16 protein-coding genes and 1 pseudogene are annotated in these 23,249 nt (G+C 60.9%); 14 read left to right on the top strand and 3 right to left on the bottom strand.

The genetic code is table 11. The features are described from left to right. Positions 1–47: 47 nt before the first annotated feature. The 6 genes and pseudogenes from BKP54_RS00345 to BKP54_RS00320 all read left to right on the top strand — a co-directional run bounded on the left by BKP54_RS00345 (position 48) and on the right by BKP54_RS00320 (position 9,394). Positions 48–2,773, top strand: a pseudogene (locus tag BKP54_RS00345) (decarboxylase). Between the two features lie 225 nt (positions 2,774–2,998). Beyond that, entirely contained in the window at positions 2,999–4,690 is a 1,692-nt protein-coding gene (aspT, locus tag BKP54_RS00340) for an aspartate-alanine antiporter (RefSeq protein ID WP_025430163.1), read from the top strand. A 133-nt stretch (positions 4,691–4,823) separates the two neighbouring features. After that, complete coding sequence (locus BKP54_RS00335) at positions 4,824–6,005, top strand: porin (RefSeq protein WP_025430162.1); 1,182 nt, start codon at positions 4,824–4,826, stop codon at positions 6,003–6,005. 115 nt (positions 6,006–6,120) lie between these two features. Then, positions 6,121–7,725, top strand: a complete 1,605-nt coding sequence (locus tag BKP54_RS00330) for a bifunctional aspartate transaminase/aspartate 4-decarboxylase (RefSeq protein WP_025430161.1) — start codon at positions 6,121–6,123, stop codon at positions 7,723–7,725. A 311-nt stretch (positions 7,726–8,036) separates the two neighbouring features. Further along, entirely contained in the window at positions 8,037–9,185 is a 1,149-nt protein-coding gene (locus tag BKP54_RS00325) for a DUF2092 domain-containing protein (protein WP_309141657.1), read from the top strand. After that, positions 9,182–9,394 carry a hypothetical protein gene (locus BKP54_RS00320; protein WP_025430159.1) on the top strand — a complete coding sequence of 71 codons (213 nt, stop codon included), beginning with the start codon at positions 9,182–9,184 and terminating at the stop codon, positions 9,392–9,394. Before BKP54_RS00325 ends, BKP54_RS00320 begins: the two co-directional genes overlap by 4 nt. A gap of 200 nt (positions 9,395–9,594) precedes the next feature. Here the strand turns inward: BKP54_RS00320 and BKP54_RS00315 are convergent, their stop codons facing one another. After that, the gene (locus BKP54_RS00315; protein ID WP_025430158.1) at positions 9,595–10,518 is read right to left on the bottom strand and encodes a LysR substrate-binding domain-containing protein; all 924 of its coding nucleotides are present in this window, start codon (positions 10,516–10,518) and stop codon (positions 9,595–9,597) included. A gap of 112 nt (positions 10,519–10,630) precedes the next feature. On the opposite strand from BKP54_RS00315, the gene BKP54_RS00310 reads away from it, so the two are divergent. The 4 genes from BKP54_RS00310 to phnY all read left to right on the top strand — a co-directional run bounded on the left by BKP54_RS00310 (position 10,631) and on the right by phnY (position 16,348). Continuing rightward, positions 10,631–12,289 (top strand): Na/Pi cotransporter family protein, encoded by a 1,659-nt coding sequence (locus tag BKP54_RS00310; protein ID WP_057217080.1) that lies wholly within the window; start codon positions 10,631–10,633, stop codon positions 12,287–12,289. Between the two features lie 101 nt (positions 12,290–12,390). Beyond that, the gene (locus BKP54_RS00305) at positions 12,391–13,593 is read left to right on the top strand and encodes a 2-aminoethylphosphonate--pyruvate transaminase (protein WP_084813988.1); all 1,203 of its coding nucleotides are present in this window, start codon (positions 12,391–12,393) and stop codon (positions 13,591–13,593) included. 21 nt (positions 13,594–13,614) lie between these two features. Continuing rightward, positions 13,615–14,883: a phosphonoacetate hydrolase gene (gene phnA, locus BKP54_RS00300; protein WP_025430155.1), complete on the top strand. Its 1,269-nt coding sequence runs from the start codon at positions 13,615–13,617 to the stop codon at positions 14,881–14,883. A gap of 10 nt (positions 14,884–14,893) precedes the next feature. After that, complete coding sequence (gene phnY, locus BKP54_RS00295; protein WP_025430154.1) at positions 14,894–16,348, top strand: phosphonoacetaldehyde dehydrogenase; 1,455 nt, start codon at positions 14,894–14,896, stop codon at positions 16,346–16,348. Here phnY and BKP54_RS00290 read toward each other — a convergent pair whose 3' ends face one another. Next, a complete protein-coding gene (locus BKP54_RS00290) occupies positions 16,349–16,684 on the bottom strand; it encodes a hypothetical protein (RefSeq protein WP_025430153.1) in 336 nt (111 codons plus the stop codon). A gap of 19 nt (positions 16,685–16,703) precedes the next feature. Here BKP54_RS00290 and BKP54_RS00285 point away from each other — a divergent pair, with 19 nt between their 5' ends. The 3 genes from BKP54_RS00285 to BKP54_RS00275 all read left to right on the top strand — a co-directional run bounded on the left by BKP54_RS00285 (position 16,704) and on the right by BKP54_RS00275 (position 21,058). Further along, on the top strand, positions 16,704–17,705 hold the full coding sequence (locus BKP54_RS00285) for a putative 2-aminoethylphosphonate ABC transporter substrate-binding protein (RefSeq protein ID WP_244445555.1): 1,002 nt from the start codon (positions 16,704–16,706) through the stop codon (positions 17,703–17,705). A gap of 168 nt (positions 17,706–17,873) precedes the next feature. After that, a complete protein-coding gene (locus tag BKP54_RS00280; protein ID WP_057207260.1) occupies positions 17,874–19,049 on the top strand; it encodes a putative 2-aminoethylphosphonate ABC transporter ATP-binding protein in 1,176 nt (391 codons plus the stop codon). Between the two features lie 2 nt (positions 19,050–19,051). After that, complete coding sequence (locus tag BKP54_RS00275) at positions 19,052–21,058, top strand: putative 2-aminoethylphosphonate ABC transporter permease subunit (protein WP_025430150.1); 2,007 nt, start codon at positions 19,052–19,054, stop codon at positions 21,056–21,058. A 100-nt stretch (positions 21,059–21,158) separates the two neighbouring features. Here BKP54_RS00275 and BKP54_RS00270 read toward each other — a convergent pair whose 3' ends face one another. Further along, positions 21,159–22,199: a GlxA family transcriptional regulator gene (locus BKP54_RS00270; protein WP_025430149.1), complete on the bottom strand. Its 1,041-nt coding sequence runs from the start codon at positions 22,197–22,199 to the stop codon at positions 21,159–21,161. A 214-nt stretch (positions 22,200–22,413) separates the two neighbouring features. Here BKP54_RS00270 and BKP54_RS00265 point away from each other — a divergent pair, with 214 nt between their 5' ends. After that, positions 22,414–23,196, top strand: a complete 783-nt coding sequence (locus BKP54_RS00265; RefSeq protein ID WP_025430148.1) for a DeoR/GlpR family DNA-binding transcription regulator — start codon at positions 22,414–22,416, stop codon at positions 23,194–23,196. The last annotated feature ends 53 nt before the right edge of the window (positions 23,197–23,249 follow it).

Raw genomic sequence — 23,249 nt, 5'->3', positions numbered from 1 at the left:
ACTGGTGACAGTGGACAGCCGATTCAGAACAGAGTTGGGAGCGCGTTATGCCAAGCAAAACCACACATGTAGATCAGTTTCTGCTCATCCATTCGGCACGGGCCGATAATTGGCGCGAGATCACGACATTGGCCGATGCCTGGGCCGCTAACCGGGGTGAGCGGACAGCGCTGGAGGCGGCGATCGCCGAAGTGGCACCGGCCGAGGAGTACCACGCCTATCCGGGTGGGCGATTGCTTTCGGCGCTGGCCGAGCGCATCGCCACCAACGATGCCGGCGGGGCGGCGAAACTCGCGCGGCGCATCTCCAACGGGCTTCTTTCCCATTCCTATCGCGGCGCCCGAGCGAGTGGGATGTCCATGACGAGATGTCCGTGACAGACGTGCCCGATATCATGCCTCCCGGAACCGGGGAAGCGGGCGGCCGCCGGCCATACTTCGAAGTTCTGTTCGTCAACAGCCAGCCGGCCGTGCGGTGGGAGGCGTTCGCAGCCGAGATCCGCAGGCTACGCCGGCCCGAGGATGGCTTCATCTACGAGCCTGTTCTGGTGGGATCCTTTGAGGATGCGTTCTGTGCGGCCGCATTGAACCCGGCCATCATTGCCGTCGTGCTCGCCGAGGGTTTTCCCTATCGCTCGCGTCACGACGCGCCGGTGCTCCGCTCCGTGCTTGATCCGCTTGGAGAAGCCGAGGGACCGGACATGTCGGCGCTGCGTCTGGCGCGCGGGTTGAAGCGGATCCGGCCGGAGCTCGACGTCTATCTGCTGTCTGACCGTCAGGTGGAAAAGATCGCCGGCGATCCGGCCGCAGATGCGGTTCGGCGTGTGTTCTACGCGGTCGAGGAACCGCTGGAGATGCATCTCGCCATCCTTGAAGGCGTGCAGGCGCGCTACGAAACGCCCTTCTTCGACAATCTGAAGAAATATGCGCGGCGGCCCATCGGCACATTTCATGCCCTGCCCATCGCCCGCGGCAAGTCCGTCTTCAAGTCGGACTGGATCCGCGACATGGGCGAGTTCTATGGGCTCAACCTGTTCCTGGCGGAAAGTAGCGCGACGACAGGCGGCCTTGATAGTCTCCTGGAGCCTACCGGCACGATCAAGCGCTCTCAGGAGTTGGCCGCACGCGCCTTCGGCGCTGACCACGTCTTCTTCGTGACGAATGGCACGTCCACCTCCAACAAGATGGCGGTGCAGGCGCTTCTGGCGCCCGGCGACATCGCGGTTGTCGATCGCAACTGCCACAAGTCGCACCATTACGGCATGGTCCTGACCGGCGCACAGCCCTATTACGTCGAAGCTTTCCCGATGACGGAGTATTCGATGTATGGCGCCGTGCCGCTCGCCACCATCAAGCGCGCGCTGCTGGCCTTGCGGGCGGAAGGGCGCCTCGACCGGCTGAAGCTGCTTGACCTCACCAACTGCACTTTCGACGGACATATGTACAATGTCAGGCGGGTGATGGAGGAATGCCTAGCCATCAAGCCAGACCTTATCTTCCTCTGGGACGAGGCGTGGTCCGGGTTTGCCCGGTTTTCGCCCTTCCTGCGTCCACGCACGGCCATGGGGGCGGCAGCCGATATCGAGGATTGGCTGCGCGATCCGGCCTCGGTCGACGCTTATGAAAAGCAGCGCGCCGACCTCGGCAAGGATCCCTCCGATGAAGCACTGCTCGCCGCTCGCCTGATCCCAGATCCGCGCCTTGTCCGCCTTCGGGTCTACCAGACCAACTCGACGCACAAATCAATGTCGGCGATCCGGCAGGGCTCAATGTTGCTGGTCAAGGATGTCGATTTTCACAACGTCGAGGCCCAGTTCCACGAGGCGGTATTCACCCATGCCTCGACCAGTCCGAACCAGCAGTTGATCGCCAGCCTCGACATTGCACGCAGGCAGATGGAACTCGACGGTTACGGACTGGTGATGAACGCGATCGAGATCGCGCTCAAGATCCGCCGGGCGATCAACGAGCACCCGCTGATTTCGAAATACTTCCGTGTTCTTGGTGCCGATGAGATGATCCCGGCGGAGTACCGGCAATCAGGATTCAAGGACTATCTGGCGCCCGGCTCGACCTGGGCCACAGCGGTCAAGGCGATGAACGAGGACGAGTTCTACCTCGATCCCACGCGCATGACGCTGGTGTGCGGGACGGCTGGTTTTGATGGAACGCAGTTCAAGGGATTGTTGGCGAACGAATATGATATCCAGCTGAACAAGACGTCGCGCAACAGTGTGCTGCTACAGTCCAACATCAACAATACCCGCAGCGATATTGCGCATCTAATCCGTGTTCTGGTCGAGATCTGCCGTGGCATCGAGAAGCGCCTGGCCGACGGCGGGGAGGGCGAGCGTGCGGCTTTCGCGGCACGGGTAAAGTCGCTGATGACCGATGTGCCCGACCTTCCCAATTTCAGCCACTTCCACGAAGTGTATCGCAGCGATGCAGGGCGAACGACGCCGGAGGGCGATATGCGAGCCGCCTTCTTCAACGCCTATGACGCGTCTGTGTGCGAATATGTGCCGCTCATCGGTGCCGAATGCGATCGGCGCCTGAAGGACGGGCCGGAAATGGTCTCCGCCAACTTCGTCATTCCCTATCCGCCCGGATTTCCGATCATGGTGCCGGGTCAGGTACTGACGCAGGAGACGATCGACTTCATGCGCAAACTGGATGTGAAGGAGATCCATGGCTACGAGAAGGCGCGCGGACTGAAGCTGGTCAAGCCAGACGCAGTCGCCACCAAGGCGAAGCGTCAATCAAAAGCACGGTAGCGCCGGGATATATCGGCGCTCAATTGTTTCGATTTGGTCATTCTCGTGGCGATCCAGCGCGCACGGGCGACCGGAGCGGCAGCCAGCTACAGCGGTTGGCTGGGTGATTACGACCCGGTGCGTCGTGGTCGCTTTTTTATGGCTTAACTTTTTGCATGAGCGTTTGGGGTCGGCAGTGAAGGCGTCGTAGCCCCGGATCGGGGCGAGGGGGGAGCTAATCTGGACATGGTTTGGGTCGAGCAATTCCTGATCAAATATCCCGAGCTTGCCGTATTCCTTGCTATCAGCATTGGATATCTGATCGGCGGTCTCAAGTTCGGTGGCTTCAGCCTCGGACCCGTTACCGGCTCGCTGTTTGCGGGCATCCTGATCGGGCAGTTCGCCCATGTGCCGATTGCCGGGATGGCGAAATCGCTGCTCTTTCTCTTGTTCCTCTTCGGCATCGGCTACTCGGTCGGACCGCAGTTCCTGCAAGCCCTGAAGCGGGACGGGATGAAGCCCGTACTCCTTGCGGTCGTCGTCTGTGTGACCGGGCTGCTCATGTCTGTCGTGGTCGCCAAAATCCTTGGTCTCGATCCCGGCTTTGCAGCCGGGCTTCTGTCCGGCTCCCTCACCGAAAGCCCGGCTATGGGCACGGCAACCGAAGCGATCAATGCGTTGCCGCTGCCCGAGGCGGATCGCGCGCGGTTTGTGGCGCATATCGCTGTGGCTGACGCTGTTTGCTACGTCTTCGGCGCGGTTGGCGTCATTCTGTTTTGCAGTGTCGTCGGCCCCAGGCTGCTTGGCATCGACCTCGTTGCCGAGGCGCTGAAACTGGAGAAGGAGTACGGAATTACCCGCAAGGTGGCCGGTGTCTCCTCCGCCTGGCACAGGTTCGAAATTCGCGCTTACCAGATCGTGGACGCCGCGCCAGTCGCTGGCCTGTCAATAGCCGCCGCCGAGGCGACGTATCCAGAGCACAGGCTCTTCATTCAGCGCCTGCGTCGGAGGGGCGCAATCATCGAGGCGGCCCCGGAGGTCGTGATCAACCCCGGTGATATCGTCGCTGTATCCGGGACGAGGGAGGCGCTGGTCAGCGTCCTTGGGCCGCGCGCCGAGGAGATCGAGGACCGTGAACTGCTCGATGTCCCGGTATCGGTTTCCGATGTGCTGCTGACAAGCCCTGATCTCAAGGGGAAAAGCATCGCGGATGTCGCTAAGGAAAGCTGGACACGCAGCCTCTACCTGCGCGCCATTACGCGCGGGGGGCAGGATATTCCTATCGCGCCGGGGATTACGGTGGAGCGTGGTGATATCCTGCGCCTGGTGGGGCCGGAAGCCGTCGTGTCGAGCGCCGCCAAGCGCATTGGCGTTGTGGTCGCGCCGACGACGGCGACAGACTTCCTGGTCCTTGGTTTTGCGATATTCCTTGGTGGGCTTGTCGGCGTTCTCGTCACTTTTCCCATCGGTGACATGCGGATTTCGCTCAGCACCAGTGTGGGCACGCTCCTGGCTGGGTTAACGGTGGGGCATCTGCGCACGCGCTTCCCGCTCTTCGGCCGAATACCGGATGCCGCCGTGTCGCTCATGACCTCGCTTGGTCTTGCCGCCTTTGTCGCGATGACCGGCCTTCATGCCGGACCCGTGTTTGCCTCCGCCATCGCCGAAGCGGGTATCGGTCTTCTGTTCGGCGGTATGATCGTTACCATGATACCGCTGATCGTTGGTCTGTACTTCGGGCGCTACGTGCTTGGCATGAACCCGATATTGCTGCTGGGCGGGCTCGCAGGGGCGCAGACCATGACAGCCGGCATGGCGGCCGTTCAGGACAGGTCGGGAAGCACCGTTGCCGTCCTTGGCTACACGCCGGCGGTCCCCATCGGCCATATCCTGCTCACGACTTGGGGAACGGTCATTGTCGGTATCGTCGCGGGATGAAAATAGGCAGGTTTAATCAATCAGCGGCGACGCTGCTGCATGCTAGAATTCGCAACAGACTTTCACAGTAAAAAGACGAATACTGAATGCGAATCGACGATGCGAATCGCCAATGATCTGAAAGGTGCTTTTGATGCGACAGACACTATACATTGTTCCGCCCGCACTTCTCATCGCTGCACTGGCGGCCGCAGAGCCTGTGTCGGCGCAGGAGGCGGTAAAACCGGCGGTGCAGCCCACGGAGGCCAGCAAGGCTCCGGAACACTGGATTCCCAAGCTGCGGGTCGGCGACGACAATGCCTATTTTGAATTCTACGGCCAGATCAACAAGGGCCTGCTGGTCTACGATGACGGCGGGGCAACGGATAACTACTTTCCGGTCGACAACGGCAACTCGTCCACGCGGGCGGGCTTTCGCGCATACACCCTCATGGAAAAGGGTTGGTCGTTCGGCGCCAATCTCGAATGGGAATGGAACCCTTATTCGACAACCAACGTCAACCAGTTGAACAAGGACCACTATGATTGGGGGACTGACCTGCTGCGCAAGGCGGAAATTTACCTCGACTCGAAGGAATACGGCAAGTTCTGGCTCGGCCAGGGCAGCATGGCGTCGGACTCGACGGCTGAGGTAGATCTGTCCGGCACGGGCGTGGTCGGCTATTCGCTTGTTTCCGATATGGCCGGGGGACCGTTTTTCCGCAACGATGACGGGACGCTTTCGACGGTAAAGGTCAAGGACGCGTTCACCAACTATGATGGTCTCGGCCGCAAGTTCCGCGCCCGATATGACACGCCTTCGTATGGCGGATTCAGCTTTGCGAGTTCGGTCGGCACACAGGTCGTGCCCGAAGAAACCGACGTTACCGTGTGGGACATGGCGGTTCGATACGATGAGACCTACGATGCCTTCAAGGTCGGTGCCGCAGTTGCCTTTTCGAGGCCAGGCGACGGCAACTCGATTTACGACGCGTCCGTTTCCGTCCTGCATATCGATACCGGTCTCAGCCTCACCCTTGCCGCGGCCTATTCCGACAAGGAAACGGTCGATGGACACTATGGCTACGTGAAGGTCGGCTATCAGACTGATATTTTCGACGTCGGCAAAACCGCGTTTTCGGTCGACGCCTATTTCGGCAAGGACATTGCGGGCAAGGGCAGCAACAGCGATTCCTTCGGGGCACAGATTGTCCAGAATCTCGACTATCTGCAGACGGAACTCTATCTTGGAGCCCGGACCTACTCCTTAGATCAAGAGACCGCCGACCTCCAGGATAGCTTCGCTGTTCTGGGCGGCGCCAGAATAAAGTTCTGAAGCAACAGTCGGCAGCGTGCTGCCGGCCGTGCCACACGATCATCGTGCATTCGTTCACTATTGTTTCGACTTGGCCGCTTCGGCGGACCTTGCAGTTCACAGGGAGGAATGACTCATGGCAGACATCGACTATCGCGAATACGAGAAGATGAGCCCGTTCGAAATCAAGGACGGCCTCATGAAGCTTGCCAAGCGCAGCGCACAGAAATCGACGAATGCTCTGCTCAATGCCGGCCGTGGAAATCCAAACTGGATCGCAACGACCCCGCGCGAGGGGTTCTTCCTCTTCGGCCAGTTCGCCCTGACCGAAAGCCGGCGGACCATGGACAACCCGGCGGCGGGCCTCGGTGGCATGCCCCAGATGAAGGGTATCGCGGCGCGCTTCGACGCGTGGCTGGCAAAACATGCCGAGGACCCGGGCGCCGACTTCCTGTCGAGGATGGTCGAGCACGGCGTCAAGATGTTCGGTTTCGATGCCGACGCCTTCGTTTTCGAACTGACGGACTCGATAATCGGCGACAACTATCCCGTCCCGGACCGGATGCTGGTGCATGCCGAGCAAGTCGCGCATCGCTACCTGATGTGGGCAATGGGCGCAAATGCGCCGATCGGCAAGTTCGATCTCTACGCCGTTGAAGGGGGAACGGCGGCGATGTGCTACATCTTCAAGTCGCTGATCGCCAATCGCATCCTCAAGAAGGGCGACACGATCGCGATGGGCACGCCGATTTTTACCCCCTATATCGAGATTGCGGAACTCGAGGACTATGCGTTCAAGGCCGTCCATGTCAGAGCGACGCAGGAGCACCGCTTCCAGTATTCCGACGAGGAGATCCGCAAGCTCGAGGACCCGAAGATCAAGGCATTCTTCGTCGTCAATCCGGGCAATCCGACGTCGATGGCAATCGATCCGCAGACGATGAAAAAGCTGGTCGATCTGGTCAATACCAAGCGGCCGGACCTCATCCTTCTGACCGATGACGTCTACGGGACGTTCGTGCCGAACTTCCGCTCGCTGATGTGCGAGCTGCCCTACAACACCATCTGCGTCTATTCCTATTCGAAGTATTTCGGCTGCACGGGATGGCGTCTCGGCGTCATCGGCATCAACGAGAAAAACATTCTCGACGATCTCTTGACCAAGCTCCCGGCCAAGGAACTGGAGGCGCTGGACAATCGATACCGCTCGATCACGCTCGAACCGCGCAAGCTCAAGATGATCGATCGCATCGTTGCCGATAGCCGCGACGTCGCGCTCAATCACACCGCGGGGCTCTCGTTACCGCAACAGGTGATGATGACCATGTTCTCGATCAGCGAACTGATGGACACGGACAAGGTTTACCAGAAGGCCTGCATGGCGATCTGCACCGACCGGGTGAACATGCTGCTCGAGGGACTGCCGCTCGACCTGCAGCCGAATGCAAACTTTGCCGGCTACTATGGAACGATCGATTTCGAGTTCTGGCTGCGCAAATATGTCGGCGAGGAGATGGTGGCCTGGCTGAAAGCGAATGTGCATCCGCTCGATCTGGTCTACCGGCTGGCGGAGGATCATTCGATCGTGCTGCTCAATGGCGGCGGCTTCGATGCGCCGAACTGGAGCGTCCGCGTCTCCTTCGCCAATCTTCCAGACGATGTCTACGACGACATCGGCCGCGGGGTCCGTGCAGTCGGGCGCGGTTATGTGGATACGTTCAACGCGCTGAAAGGGAAGTAACACTCCCCTTCCGGCATGCCGGCAGATTTTCCAACAGCGGTTCGCAAATTACTGCGAACCGCTCTCGCTGCGCGAGTCACGGCCTCGGCTCGCTGCGGCGCAAGACGTCCGACGAGGTATCTACCGTCAGAGGTAGATGTTGTTCGTACCAGCAAGCAGTGCGCGATAGTCAAATTCACACGTCAGTGAGAAGGAGTCATTCGATGCTAAGCACATCCACAACGATGCTCGACTACAAGGAACACAAAGGTATCGGACAGAGAGCCGGCGGGATCACATCGCGGCATCGCGGGTTGGTCAGACGACTGCTCGTGACGGTCGCCCTTTTGGCGGCCGCCCCCACCTTGGCCCAGAACATGCAGGAGCCTTCCAAGCAATACAGCAAGGAAGAGATGCAACAGGCACTAGAGACCAGGGAACAGTACGACGTTCACGGTCTGCGCTTCGCAATGTCGGAAGCGACATTGCGACCTGGAGCGGAAGGACTTCTTGACGACATCGCTGCGGCGCTCAAGAACTTCCCTGAATGGGGCCTGAGAATTGTCGGCCATACCGATACCAGCGGTAATGAGGAGACCAACCTGCGCCTTTCCGCCGAGCGTGCAGAGGTCATCAAGGCGGCTCTCGTCGAACGCGGAATCGATGCCGCCAGGCTGACGACGGGAGGCGTCGGACAGGCCCAGCCGATTGCCAGCAACGATACGGCCGATGGCCGGGCTCTCAACCGCCGCGTCGAGCTCGTCCGGGTCACCGACTCGGCCGAAGCCAAGAAACTGCTCAAGGCCATGACCGACTACCTGGCGGCTCAGAATGCCCTGTCGTTCGGCTATGATTCCACCTTCCAGGTCGTCACCAACAGTGATCAGAAACTCGGACTGGCAAGCTCGGGGACAGTGACCCTCAGTCGGCCCGACAAGGTACACACGACCCGTTCGGGCGGCTTTGTCGACAGCGAGGCGCTGTTCGATGGAAAGACGCTGACACTCCTGGGCAAGAACCTCAACAAATACACGCAGGTCGAAATACCCGGGACAGTCGATCATCTGATCGACGAGCTGAAGGACAAGTACAACTTGCCTTTGCCGGCCGCCGACCTGTTGATGACCGGTGCATATGACGAATTGATGCAAGGGGTGTATGATTCTAAGGATCTGGGAAGCGGCGTCGTCAATGGCGTGGAGTGCGATTCTCTCGCCTTCCGCAAAGACGATGTCGATTTCCAGATCTGGATCGCGCACGGGGCAGAGCCCTATCCCTGCCGCCTGGTCATAACCTCCGGGCAGGTGAAGGGTGGGCCGGAATACAGCATCCAGATCAGGGATTGGAAATCCGGGGCGGCCGTTGCGCCGGGTGATTTCGACTTCAAGAATGCGTCGAATGCCGAAAAGATCGATGTGAACGACCTCCAGCACAACCTGGGTGAATTGCCAGAGAACTTCAAGGTAGGAGATAAAAAATGACCTTCCGTAAGCGCGCAGCAATGATCTGCCTTGTTTGGGCAGTTCTGTTTGGCATCGGCGAGCTGGCGAAGGATGTGCCAGTTCTCGCGATCCCCACCTTTACCTCTGACGCCGTTGCCGTGGTCGGCCGGCCGTTGACGCCGGTCAGTGTGGCCGGTGCCGCGCGGCGCACGACCCGGCGCTGTGCCGCAGGCGTTTATAACTGCTAGAAGAGCGCGTGGCCGTTCGGCAGGCATGGCCGATTTCGGATAGGAATTCGGACGGTTGATGCTGTTCGGCCCGCACTATCTCGGCTCCAGCACATTCCGACACTTTTGCCGTCAAGGCTGGAGCGGGTCTTCTGCATGCCTCCAATTGCGTGGTGAACCGCTGCGAAGGCGTTGCTCCTAAAACTGCGGTCTATCGCCGGTCAGGCGCGAGTTGCTGCGCCCGACGGCTTGGCATCGCCTGCCGTGACGTCTTCTGCACTTTGTGTAAGTTTGCGCGCTATTTCATAGAATGCATGGACAAGTTTCCCGTTGCTGCGTTCGCGCAGGCAGATGAGCGCTTCGTCCATCAGCATTTCCGGGGCATCGATCTTGATCGGCACGAGACGCGTGTCCTGGCCGAACTCGGCGGATGAGACGAAACCGACGCCGCCGCCGGCAGCGACGATCTCGCGAACCGCCTCGCGGCCCTCGGCCTCGATCAGCGGCGTCAGCGTGACGCCGCATTGTGCGGCCATGGCCTCGAGCTTCTGGCGGGTCTTGGAACCTCGCTCGCGCATGACGAGCGGATGTTTTGCAAGCTCTGCGAAGGTGGCGCTCTGACATGTCGCCAAAGGATAATCGCGGCTTGCGAAGGCGACGATCGGCGTCGAATTGAGCTTCAGAACGTCGAAGTCGCCGGCCTGCGGGACTTCGCCGAGAACGCCGATATCCGCTTCATAGGCGTGCAGGCTGGTGATGACGGTTTCCGTGTTGCCCGCATCGATCGAAACCTGCACGGTCGGGTAGGCCCGCCGGAAGGCGGCCAGGATGTGCAGCAGATGGTGTGCGGCATCCGCGACGATCCGCAGCTTTCCAGCCCTTAATGCGCGCGACTCCGAGAGAAGATCGAGTGCCTGTTGCTCGACGTCGAACATGCGCCGGGTGACTTCGAGAAGCTGCTGGCCCGCCTGGGTCAGCGTCACCTGCTTCTTGTTTCGATTGAAGAGCAGGACGTCATACTCCTCCTCCAACTTGCGAACCTGATCGGAGACGGCGGGCTGCGTCAGGAAGAGCGCCTCGGCTGCCCGCGAGAAGCCGCCGTGGATGGCCACATTGTGAAAGGCACGGAGCTGGACATAGCGCACGGTAACATCCCCACAGATAAATTCTATCTATGGAACCATCAGAACGAACGATTTGATTTATGTAAAGGGGCAAAAGATAATTTCCGGAGTTAACCCTTTCCGGAGCGCGCCTATGAATCTTTCGGCTGTCGCCCTTGAACTTACCGCCGCAACAGTCCTGCTGCTTTATGCCGTCAGCCTCGTCAAGAAGGGCGTCGAAGCTGCCTGCGGCGACGTGGTCACCCGTGCCGTTGGAGGGGCTGGCGGCAGGCCCCGCGCGGCAGCCTACGGCTGTTTGATTGCAATTGCCCTGCAGAGTTCGACGGCGGTTGCGATGCTCGCCGCCAGCTTTGCCGTGAGCGGAGCTCTGAGCCTCGAAGTCGGGCTGGCGGTCCTTCTCGGCGCGGACCTGGGCTCTGCCCTTGTCGTCAAGATCTTGAGTTTTGATTTGCACTGGCTGGCGCCATTGCTGATTGCCGCCGGCGGCCTCCTGCATCTCAAGGCGTGCGCTCGCAAGCCGGTCGAGGCCGGGCGTGCGGTTCTCGGGATCGGCCTGTTGCTCCTGTCGCTGCAGATGATCGGCCATGCGACCCTTCCGCTTGGTCAAAGCCCATTGCTGCCGGCAGCGATCGACATGCTGAGCAAAGACCCTCTCACGGTCATGATCGTGGCTGCGGTCTTCACCTGGGGCCTGCATTCCAGCGTCGCGGCCATCCTTTTGATCCTGACCTTTGCCGCAAAGGGCCTGCTGCCGCTCGATGTCGGCATTCCCCTGATCCTTGGCGTCAACCTTGGTGGTGGGCTGATCGCCCTGTGGCTGACCCGAGGCCTGCCGGTGGAAGGCAGGCGGCTGCCGCTTGGCAATCTCGTCTTTCGCGCGCTGTTCAGTGCCGCAGTCTTTGCGCTGTTTTCCGCGCAGCTCTCTTTTGCGTGGCTGCCTGGCACGACGGTCGCTGCCGAGCTCGTCAATCTGCACGTGCTGTTCAATGCTGCACTGGTGCTCCTGGGTCTCATATCGTGTGGTCTGATGGCGCGCATCGTTCGCGTTCTCACGCCTGACAACGCTGGGGGAAAAGATGCCGGTCTTGCAGCGCATGTCAGTGCGCTCGACCGGTCTCTGATCGAAAAGCCGGCGCAGGCTTTGGCGGCGGCCGCTCGCGAAGTGCTCCATATGGGCAACCTGATCACGCGTTTACTCGAACCGGTCATGGGGGTAATCGCGTCGCCAACGCCCGAGACGGTCGATGCGCTGCGCCGCATCGACGGCGACATCCATCGCGCACATAGCGAGATCAAGCTCTTTATCGCCGCAGTTAATAGAGGTGTGCTGACGGAGGAGCAGTCCCGGCGCGGCATCGAACTCACCGAGGCGGCCATTCATCTGGAATATGCCGGCGACGTGGTGTCGAAGAGCCTGTTGCGCATGGCAGAGGAGCGGCTGGAAGGGGCGGGCGCCTTTTCGCAAGCCGGCTGGCACGAACTGACGGCGCTGCATGACGCAGTGTTTTCGAACGTGAAACTTGCCGCCAATCTGCTGGTCTCGCCCGAACCGGTGATTGCCCGCGAGATGGTGCGCCAGAAGGAACACGTGCGCCGGCTGGTGCAGGAAAGCAGTCAAAGCCACCTTGAGCGGCTGAGGCAGGGAATTGCTGCCAGCATCCAATCGAGCGACATGCATCTGGAGATCGTGCGTGCGCTGAAAGAGCTCAATTCACTGGTCACGACGATGGCCTATCCCCGTCTTCGCGAGACCGGGGATCTGCTCGAAAGCCGCCTCGTTCCGGCGGCATAGATGTATAAGTGAAGCTTATAGATTCATACAAAAGAACGATTTTACATATATACCCGTCCACCGCATTGTCGGTTCCGGAGACGCCAACGTGAGGACGGACAATGCCAAACACCGCTTCTGACAGAACCATCGCACCGCTGGAAACGCCGAGACTGGGCGAGCCCTATCTGCTGACGCCCGGTCCGCTGACGACGGCCTATGAAGTCAAGGAGGCTATGCTTAGGGACTGGGGATCATGGGACGGTGATTTCCGTGCGATGACTGCCGACCTGCGTCGCCAGCTTCTCGATATTGCCGGCGATGCCAAGGGCGAGTTCGATTGCGTTCCGATGCAGGGCAGCGGTTCGTTCTCGGTCGAGGCGATGCTGGGCAGCTTCGTTCCCCGCGACGGCAAGGTGCTGGTGCTGATGAACGGCGCCTATGGCAAGCGCATCGCCCAGACGCTCGCCTATCTCGGCCGCGACCACGTGACGATCGACAAGGGCGATTACATGCCGCCACGCGGACCCGAGGTTGCCGCTGCGCTCGACGCGGATCCGGCCATTACCCACGTGGTCGTCGTCCACTGCGAAACCAGCTCCGGCATCCTCAATCCGCTGAAGGAAATCTCCGAGGTCGTCTATGCCAGAGGCCGCAAGCTGCTGGTCGACTCGATGAGCGCCTTCGGTGCCGTACCGGCCGGCGTTGCCGACTTCCGCTACGAGGCGATCGTTTCCTCAGCCAACAAATGCATCGAAGGCGTGCCTGGCTTCGGCTTCGTCATCGCCCGCAAAAGCGAACTGGAGGCCGCCAAGGGCCGCAGCCACTCGCTCAGCCTCGACGTGCACGCGCAATGGGACTACATGAACAAGACCGGTCAGTGGCGCTACACGCCGCCGACGCATGTCGTCGCTGCATTCCTGGAGGCCCTTCGGCTGCATCGCGAGGAAGGCGGAGTCTCCGCCCGCGGCGCGCGTTATGCCCGCAACCGCGACGTCATGGTCGCCGGCATGCGCGAGGCAGGCTTCGAGACCCTGCTTGCCGACCGGTGGCTGTCGCCGATCATCGTTACCTTCTTCAGCCCTGCCGATCCGGCTTTCGCCTTTGATCGCTTCTACGACCTGATGAAGGAGAAGGGGTTCATCATCTATCCCGGCAAGCTGACGGTCGTCGACAGCTTCCGCGTCGGCTGCATCGGCCGCATGGATGAACATGTGATGCGCCGCGTGGTCGAGGCCGCGCGCGCATCCCTCACCGAAATGGGGGTCGCCAGTGCTGCGCCTCCGGCGATCGCCCTTGCCGAACGCAGCCGTCTCGCCGCCTGAATGAACGATAGGATTTTCCCGATGAACCAGATGTCCAAGATCAACGTCGCCGTCACCGCGAACCGGCGCAGCTATCCCTGGCCAAACGTCCCAGCCATCGCCATCTGCCTCGATGGCTGCGAGCCGGCCTATCTCGACGAGGCCATCAAGGCCGGGTTGATGCCGACACTTGCCCGCATGCGCCAGACGGGCACGGAGCGCACCGCGCTCAGCGTCATCCCGAGCTTCACCAACCCCAACAACCTCTCCATTGCGACCGGCCGTCCGCCGGCCATTCACGGCATCTGCGGCAACTACCTCTACGAACCGCAGACCGGCAACGAAGTGATGATGAACGATCCCCGCTTCCTGCGCGCGCCGACCATCTTCAAGGCCTTCTACGATGCCGGCGCGAAGGTCGCGGTCGTCACCGCCAAGGACAAGCTCCGTGCGCTTCTCGGTCACGGCCTGAAGTTCGACGAGGGCAGGGCGGTCTGCTTCTCGTCCGAAAAATCCGACACCTCGACCAAGGCGGAACACGGCATCGAGAATGCCTCGGCCTGGCTTGGGCGGCCGGTGCCGGAAGTCTACTCGGCGGAACTGTCGGAGTTCGTCTTTGCCGCCGGTGTGAAGCTGCTGAAGGAGTTTTCTCCCGATGTCATGTACCTGACAACGACCGATTACGTGCAGCACAAATATGCACCGGGCGTCCCGGCGGCGAACGCCTTCTACGAGATGTTCGACAAGTACCTGACCGAACTCGACGCGCTTGGTGCGGCGATCATCGTGACGGCCGATCACGGCATGAAGCCGAAGCACAAGGCCGACGGTTCTCCCGATGTCATCTACGTGCAGGACGTGCTCGACGAGTGGCTCGGAAAGGACGCTGCCCGCGTCATCCTGCCGATCACGGATCCCTACGTCGTGCACCATGGTGCGCTTGGTTCGTTTGCGACCGCCTACCTGCCGGAACGCGCCGACAAGGAAGAGATCATCGAGCGGCTGGCAGCGATCGACGGCATCGACCTCGTGCTTTCGCGGCCCGAAGCCTGCATTCGTTTCGAACTGCCGGATGACCGCATCGGCGATATCGTCATCATCTCGTCGGAGAACAAGACGCTTGGCACCAGCGAGCATCGCCACGATCTTGCTGCGCTGAACGAACCGCTACGCTCGCATGGCGGCCTCACCGAGCAGGAGGTGCCCTTCATCTCGAACCGCAAGTTGCCCGAACTTGTTTCCGCGGCCACGCTGCGCAACTTCGACGCCTTCTACTATGCGCTCGTCGCGGCGGCGCAGCCGGCAAACTAGGGAGCGGACGATGACCAAGGTGGAAACGACATTCGCCATTCGCCATGAGCCGATGCGTATCGCCGGCAGACACGTCGATGCCGAAGGGCTGATCGAGGTGCATTATCCCTGGAACGATGCCGTCATCGGCACCGTTCCAGCCGGCAACGCCGAACATGCTCGCAGGGCCTTCGAGATCGCGGCGGCCTACCAGCCGAAGCTGACACGCTACGAGCGCCAGCGCATCTTGCTAAAGGCGGCCGAAATGCTGTTCGCCCGCAAGGAGGAGATCTCCGATGTCATCACGCTGGAGCTCGGCATATCGAAGCAGGACTCGCTCTACGAGGTCGGCCGCGCCTTCGACGTTTTGACGCTGTCGGGTCAGATGTGCATTCGCGATGACGGCGAGATCTTCTCCTGCGATCTCACCCCGCACGGCAAGGCGCGCAAGATCTTCACGATGCGCGAGCCGCTGACCGCCATCTCGGCGATCACCCCCTTCAACCACCCGCTCAACATGGTGGCGCACAAGGTTGCGCCGGCCATTGCCACCAACAACTGCGTGGTGCTGAAGCCGACGGAGCTGACGCCGATGACGGCGCTCATTTTCGCCGACATTCTCTATGAGGCCGGATTGCCGCCGGAAATGCTGTCGGTGGTGACCGGCTGGCCGGCGGATATCGGGATGGAAATGATGACCAACCCAAACTTCGACCTCATCACCTTTACCGGCAGCGTGCCAGTCGGAAAGCTGATCGCGGCGAACGCCCACTACAAGCGCCAGATCCTCGAACTCGGCGGCAACGACCCGCTGATCATCCTCAATGATCTGTCGGATGACGACCTGGCAAAGGCGGCGGACCTGGCGGTCGCCGGCGCGACGAAGAACTCGGGCCAGCGCTGCACGGCCGTCAAACGTATTCTGTGCCAGGAAAGCGTGGCCGACCGCTTCGTGCCGCTCGTTCTGGAACGGGCCAAGAAGCTGCGCTTCGGTGACCCGATGGATCGGGCAACGGAACTGGGCACGGTCGTCCATGCCCGAGCCGCCGAAACCTTCGAGCGTCGCGTGCACAAGGCTGCCGAAGAGGGAGCGGAGATCCTCTACGATCCCGGCCGCCGCGGCGCCCTGCTGCCGCCGATCGTGGTCGATCGCGTGCCGCATTCGAGCGAACTCGTGATGGAGGAAACCTTCGCGCCGATCATCCCGATCGTGCGGGCACCCGATGATGACGATGCCCTGATTGCGCTGTCCAACTCTACCGCCTTCGGCCTGTCGTCGGGCGTCTGCACCAACGACTTCCGCCGCATGCAGAAATACATCGCCGGTCTCAGGGTCGGTACGGTGAACATCTGGGAAGTGCCCGGTTATCGCATCGAGATGTCTCCTTTCGGCGGCATCAAGGATTCCGGCAATGGCTACAAAGAAGGTGTGATCGAAGCGATGAAGAGCTTCACCAACGTCAAGACGTTTTCCCTGCCCTGGTGATCAGGGCCCTGGTGATCCGGGTGTCCCCTGCCTGACCACCATTTCTGGGAGCTGTCGACCGACAGCTCCCTTTTTCTTGGGGCCTGTTGCGAGCCGCATTGTCTGCATCTGCCGCTCGCTGATGCAGGCGTTCGCTTCTTCATCAATCGGCAGCAGATGCCAGTGAGACGGCAGAAGACCTATAGATTTTACTTTGCTAATGATAAGAATAATAAATTTTACTAATTGAATGCACCCACGCAGAATGGCTCCTGAAGCGTGCAAGACAAGGGCAGCTTCAGATTGCCCGCCATGCTTCCCGGATTTTTCCAGGCCTCCAGAGGAGATTTTCAGCATGAACAGACACGTGTTTTTTATGCTTGCCGGCGCCATGTCCGTGGCTCTTCCCGTCATTGCTTCCGCCCAGACCGAGCTCACCGTTTACACCGCTGTCGAAGCTGTCGACCTTGATCGCTACAAGGCAACCTTCGAGAAGGCGCATCCCGATATCACGATCAACTGGGTCCGGGATTCAACCGGCGTCATGACGGCAAAACTGCTCGCCGAAAAGGACAACCCGCAGGCGGACGTCGTCTGGGGACTTGCTGCCACATCGCTGCTTCTCCTGAAGACTGAGGGCATGCTGGAGGCGTATCAGCCCAACGGCGTCGAGGCGCTCGACAAGAAGTTCGTCGACGGTGACACACCGCCGAGCTGGGTGGGAATGGACGCCTATGTTGCGGCCCTCTGCTACAACACGGTCGAGGGCGCAAAGCTCGGGCTGAAGGCCCCTGCAAGCTGGGACGACCTGACGAAGCCTGAGTACAAGGGCCACATCGTCATGCCGAACCCGAGCTCGTCGGGCACCGGCTTCCTCGACGTCTCCGGCTGGATGCAGATGTGGGGTGAGGAGAAGGCCTGGTCCTTCATGGACAAGCTTCATGAGAATATCTCGGCCTACACGCATTCCGGCTCGAAGCCCTGCAAGATGGCCGGTGCTGGCGAGGCTGTCATCGGCGTTTCCTTCGAGTTCCCCGGCGCCAAGGCCAAGAGCGCCGGCGCGCCGATCGACATCATCTTCCCGAGCGAGGGCTCGGGCTGGGAAGCCGAGGCGACGGCGATCATTGCCGGCACGGCAAACCTTGAAGCCGCCAAGACCCTCGTCGACTGGTCGGTCACCAAGGAAGCCAACGAAATGTACAATGCCGGCTATGCCGTGGTCGCCTATCCGGGTGTCGCCAAGCCGGTCGAGCATCTGCCCACCGACATCGCTTCAAAGATGATCGACAACGACTTCGAGTGGGCCGCGAACAATCGCGCCACCATTCTGAAGGAATGGCAGAAGCGCTACGACGCAAAGTCGGAACCGAAGAGCTGATCGGCCCAGGCGGAGCGCATGCGCGCTCCGCCTGTCGCATTCTCTCCTTGGGTCGCATTCGATTTAAGGATGAAAACATGCAGCAATTCAAAGTGCTACAGTGACCTTAGTGCGTCCCTTATGACGCGCGGCGCTGCAGAAATCCCTGACAGCCAGCGGAGCTTGCAGATGAGACATGCCATGTCGATCGAACCGACACCCACGAGCATTCCCCGCGCCTCTGACCAGGAGACCACACCGTCATCCCCCTGTCTCGAAATCCGCGATCTCTGGAAGAGCTATGGCGATTTCACGGCGCTGCGCGACATCTCGCTCGATATCGGCAAGGGTGAATTCGTCTGTTTCCTCGGCCCGTCGGGCTGCGGCAAGACGACCCTTTTGCGGGCGATCGCCGGCCTCGATCTGCAGACACGCGGCGTCATTCGGCAGGATGGCCGCGACATTTCGGTTCTGCCCGCGTCGAAGCGCGACTACGGCATCGTCTTCCAGTCCTATGCGCTCTTTCCCAACCTCACCATCGAGCAGAACATTGCCTTCGGCCTGGAAAACACCGGCCGCTCGAAGGCGGACGTCGCGGCACGTGTTGCCGAACTGCTTGAAACGGTTGGGCTTTCGGCGCAAGCCAAGAAATATCCCGCCCAGCTTTCCGGCGGACAGCAGCAGCGCATCGCTCTTGCCCGCGCCATCGCCATATCCCCTGGGCTGCTTCTGCTCGACGAACCGCTGTCTGCCCTCGACGCCAAGGTGCGCGTTCATCTGCGCCATGAGATCAAGTCGCTGCAAAGGAAGCTCGGTGTCACGACCATCATGGTGACGCACGATCAGGAAGAAGCGCTCGCCATGGCCGACCGGATCGTCGTGATGAACCACGGCGTCATCGAACAGGTCGGATCGCCGACCGAAATCTATCGTCATCCCAAGACCCTGTTCGTTGCCGACTTCATCGGCGAGACCAACCAGTTCCAGGCAAAGGTCCTGCCGGATGGTCAGGTCGAGATCGGGAATTCCGCCTTCTGTTGTCCAACGGATGGCTTTGCCGTCGGGGATCCGACCACGGCGGTGGTCCGCCCTGTCGATATCATCCCGCACGGCGCCGACGCACACGCGGTCCATTCGCTCGATCGGCCGGCGACGCCGCAGAATCTGATCGATGCCGAAGTGCACGAGATGGAGTTCCTCGGCATGTTCTGGCGGACGCGGCTGACCGCGCCGCGGCTCGGAGATCGGCCCCTCGTCGCCGATTTCTCGGTCAATGCGGTGCGCCGGCTGCGGATCGAAACGGGCGGGGTCATCCAGGTCGAGATACCGCGGGAACGCCTATTGCTCTATCCGAGGGGCATCTGACAATGAGCATAACGATCGACTACGCCCCACCGGGCAAAAGACTGCGCCAGCAGGCCTCGCGCGACGACCTCGTCAAACTCGGCTTCATGGCCGTCATCGGGCTCTACCTGATCGTCGCACTGGGCGCGCCGCTTTTCGTCATGCTGTCGAAGTCGATGTCAACCTACCGCTTCGATCTGAGCGCCTTCGAATTTCAGGTGAGCGACGAGACGGGGAAGAATTGGGCGACGGCAGTCACTGCGGATGCGCTCAACCGGGAACTCGGCGTTGTCGCCGAGAAGGACCTTGTCACAAACTCGGACGGCCGCCTGGCGGCGACGAAATTCTTCCCGCAGTTCAACTTCCGCAGCCCCGTCCATTATCGCATTCGTGGGACCACGGACGGTACGGCGTTCCTCGCCGGCTCCACGCTGGAGAAGGGTACGCAGTGGCGCGAATATGATTCCGCCACCTTCCGCCGGGTTGTGTTGCGCCCGGCCAGCACCATCGGCGTCGAAAACTTCAAGACTTATTTCTCGACGCCGGCGCTCGCCCGTTCGATCTACAACTCGGTTCTGATGGCGTCGATCAGCACGGTGGTGACGGTTTCGATCGCGTTTGCGCTCGCCTATGCATTGACGCGCAGTTGCATGCCGCTCAAGGGGCTGTTCCGGGGCATCCTCACGATACCGATCCTCGTGCCGTCGCTCTTGCCCGGCATTGCGCTGGTCTATCTCTTCGGCAATCAGGGTGTCTTCAAGGACTGGCTGCTGGGCTATTCCATCTACGGTCCGATCGGCATCGTCATCGGCTCGGTGTTCTTCACGCTGCCGCATGCCTTCCTCATCATCTTGACGGCCCTGTCCGTTGCCGATGCGCGCCACTATGAGGCCGCGGCATCGCTCAGGGCCGGTAAGTGGCGTACTTTTACCACCGTGACGGTGCCGGGCGCGCGTTATGGCCTCGTGTCGGCCGCCTTCGTCGTCTTCACTTTGGTCATCACCGATTTCGGACTGCCCAAGGTGATCGGCGGGCAATACGGCATGCTGGCAGTCGATATCTACAAGCAGGTGATCGGCCAGCAGAATTTCGAGATGGGGGCTGTCGTCTCGGTCATTCTTCTGGTGCCGGCGGTGCTCGCTTTTGCCGTCGACCGCAGGATGCAGAAGCGCCAGGTGGCGCTGCTGTCGGCGCGGGCGGTGCCCTATGCGCCGAAGCGCAATGTCCGCATGGACGGCTTCTGCTTTGCCTTCTCGTGCCTCGTCAGCCTGTTCATTCTCGGCATGATCGCCATGTGTCAGATCGCGGCACTGGTGAAGTTCTGGCCGTACGACTTGACGTTGACGACCAAGAATTTTGCCTTCGACCTGATGGATGGCGGCGGTTGGGCGGCCTATGCCAATTCGATCAAGCTCGCCTTGCTGACGGCATTCTTCGGCTCGGTGATCGTCTTTGCTGGCGCCTATATGGTTGAGAAGGCCGACGGGTTCCGCTTCGGCAGAGGCGTCTTTCATTTTCTCGCCATGATGCCGATGGCCGTGCCGGGCATGGTGCTGGGCCTGGCCTACATCTTCTTCTTCAACAACCCGGCCAATCCGCTCAACTCCATTTACGGCACGATGACGATCCTCGTCGTCTGTACGGTGACGCACTTCTACACCGTGGCGCATCTGACGGCCCTGACCGCCCTGAAGCAGATGGATCCGGAATTCGAATCCGTCGGGGCGTCGCTCAAGCAGCCCTTCCACCGGCTGTTCTTCCGGGTCACTTTGCCGGTCTGCCTGCCGGCGATCCTCAACATCGGCATCTATCTCTTCGTCAACGCCATGACGACGGTTTCCGCCGTGGTCTTTCTCTATTCAACCGACACCAAGCTTGCGTCGGTCGCCGTGCTCAACATGGATGATGCCGGCGACATCGCGCCGGCTGCGGCCATGGGCATGATGATCTTCTACACCAATGTCGTCGCCAAGCTCATCCATGCGGGGGTCACACGCGGGCTACTCGCGCGCACGCAGGCGTGGCGGTAGGCCTTACGGTGTCGGCGCAGGGTGGCGTTCGGCTGCCGGGAGTCGGCGTGAGATGCCGGGCTTCTCCCCTGGCAATCTCGGGCCGAGGCCCCGCCGGCGCCTAGGCGACCTTCATGTCGGGCAGCACACGACCAGGCTCTCCTGATGTCGATCGCGAAGGCTGGCGGTGCGCCAGTTCTGCCAGGCGCGTGCGCTGCGGCGTACAGCCGTAGGTCTCCCTGTAGGTCCGGGAAAAATGCGAGGCCGAGGAAAATCCGCATGCCACGGCGATCTCGAAGACGGGAAGCGATGAATTGACGAGAAGCAGGTGCGCGCGCTCCAGCCGCAGCTGGAGATAGTAGCGCTTGGGGGAGCGTCCCATCTCGCGCCGAAACAGGCGTTCTATCTGACGGCGCGACAATCCAGTCGTGGGAGTTATGTCGGCAAGTTTCAATGGATCGGCGAGGTTCGCCTCCATCTGTTCGATAATGTCAATCAGCAGACGGTTATCGATGCCGACGCGGGCCTGAAGCGGCAGCCGCTGGCGCTCTCCGGCGCTGCGGACCCGTTCCGATAGAGCCAGCTCGCAAACGCGATTTGCTACGTCCCGTCCGAGATCATCTTCGACAATGCGCAGGAACGGGGCATTGCCGCCGGCGCAGGTATAGAGGTCGCTGTCGATCTCGAAGGCCGTCTGGCGGGCTTTCGTCGTGAAGAACCGTTCGGAGAAATCCGGAAAGTGCTCCCAATGCACGGCGCAGCGACGCCCGTCGAGCACGCCGGCCCGTGCCAGGCTGTAGAGGCCGCCTGCGAGCCCGGCGATGGCAATGCTTCCCCGCCGGGACAGCCGCAGCCAGCCTTCGGCCTTTCCGTCGGCAGGGGGAATGGCGCGGCCGCCGCAGACCACGATCATGTGGGGACGCCCCGGTTGTTGCAGCCCGTCCCGCTCCGAGGTGAGCGCTGCGTCGGCCATCAAGCGCATGCCGCAGCTTGACAGCGCAGGCTGGCCGTCGCGTGTCACGGTACGCCAGCTGTAATGTGGCCTGCCCAGGACATCATTGGCGAGGCGAAGCGCTTCAAGCGCTGAGGTGAATGCGTACTGCGTGAAGCCGTCGAGCAGGTAGAAGGTAAATCGGCGGCCTTGTGTGCATGCCTGTTGCACTGCCTGCCTCCCTTTGCGTCAATGAGTGCTTGAGATCAAGATGCAAAGAATAGTTACATTGTGCAACATAAATAGACATCTTTCATGCGTGATTATGCGCGGGCCCAGTGGTTTGATGCGCTTCAGACCGGGCGAATGAAGGCGAAATTGGGTTGCGGTGACGCGGTTTGCGACGCGTCTTGTCAAAACACCAAAAATGATCGCAGATACCCGCATGTCAGATACTCAAAGCGCTCGTGCCCTTGCTCCCCGCCGTCATGGCGAAATCCTCCGCCGTCTAGCCGCCGATGGCACGGTTGGCATCACCGAGCTTGCCGATTTTTTCGATGTGTCGCGGCAGACGATCCGTCGCGACCTGAGGCACCTGGCGGAGCGCGGCCAGCTTGATCTCGTTCACGGCGGCGCGACGCTGTTCGAGCCGACCGAGGCCGCCTTCACAGAGAGGCGTGGTGAGAATGCTGCGGCGAAGGCATCGATTGGCAGGGCTGCAGCGGGTCTCGTGCGCGACGGCATGGTCGTGTTTCTCGATTCCGGCACGACGACGCTTGCGGTGGCCCATGCCCTGTCAGAGCGAAAAAACCTAACGATTTGTACGACTTCCCTTTCGATAGCGCTGCAGATGTGTCGCCAGCCGCTGGTGCGGGTGCATATGCTCGGTGGTGAGATCGACCCGGCGGAAGAGGCGGCCGTCGGTATCGATGCGCTTGAGGCGATCGGCCATTTCCGGGTGGATGTGGCTTTCCTCGGCGGCGGCGGATTGTCGCCGGACGGTGAGGTGACTGACTTTACCCGCAATGGTGCTGAGCAGCGCTCGCGCATGATCGCGATGGCAGCGAAGGCCTACTTCATTCTCGATAGCTCGAAGTTCGGCCGGCTGACGCCGCTGCGCATTCCGCGCTTCGAATTGGCAGCCGGGGTAATCGTCGATGCGCGACCGCCGCAGGCGATCTGCGAAGCGCTGGAGCGCCGAGGTCCAGGCCTGATTGTCGCGACGTAATGTAATATTTTGTAACTTATTGTCTTGTTATTTGCTCTTCCGTTGTTATGGTG

The sequence above is a fragment of the Ensifer sp. 1H6 genome (genome assembly GCF_001976035.1).
GTDB classification, from domain to species: Bacteria; Pseudomonadota; Alphaproteobacteria; order Rhizobiales; family Rhizobiaceae; genus Ensifer; species Ensifer canadensis.
The sequence above is the reverse complement of the archived record's forward strand: the minus strand, read 5'-3'. Positions and strand labels throughout refer to the sequence as shown.